Genomic DNA, 306 nt, shown 5'->3' on the forward strand with positions numbered 1-306 from the left:
CACCCTCCTCACCACACCCCAACCCTGGCACCCCACACCCCACCGACCCCGCCGCGCCGCCATCTCCAGCTTCGGCGCCAGCGGCACCAACGCCCACCTCATCCTCCAAGAACCACCCAACGACACCAACACCGCCGACGCCTCCCCCGCTGCACGGGACAGGGACAACGGCATCGGCTCCGACACCCCCGTCGTCTGGCCCCTCTCCGCCAAAACACCCACCGCCCTGACCGCACAAGCCCAACGCCTCCACCACTGGCTCACCCAAAACCCCCACCACCACCCCACCCACATCGCCCACACCCT

Annotated in this window: 1 protein-coding gene; it reads left to right on the plus strand. The window is 69.6% G+C overall.

Going from position 1 to position 306, the window contains the following annotated elements:
* The coding region (locus KBY19_RS36075) for a ketoacyl-synthetase C-terminal extension domain-containing protein (protein ID WP_210967546.1) at positions 1–306 on the plus strand (306 nt) is incomplete at both ends.

Source organism: Streptomyces sp. B15, from assembly GCF_018070605.1.
Lineage (GTDB): Bacteria > Actinomycetota > Actinomycetes > Streptomycetales > Streptomycetaceae > Streptomyces > Streptomyces smyrnaeus.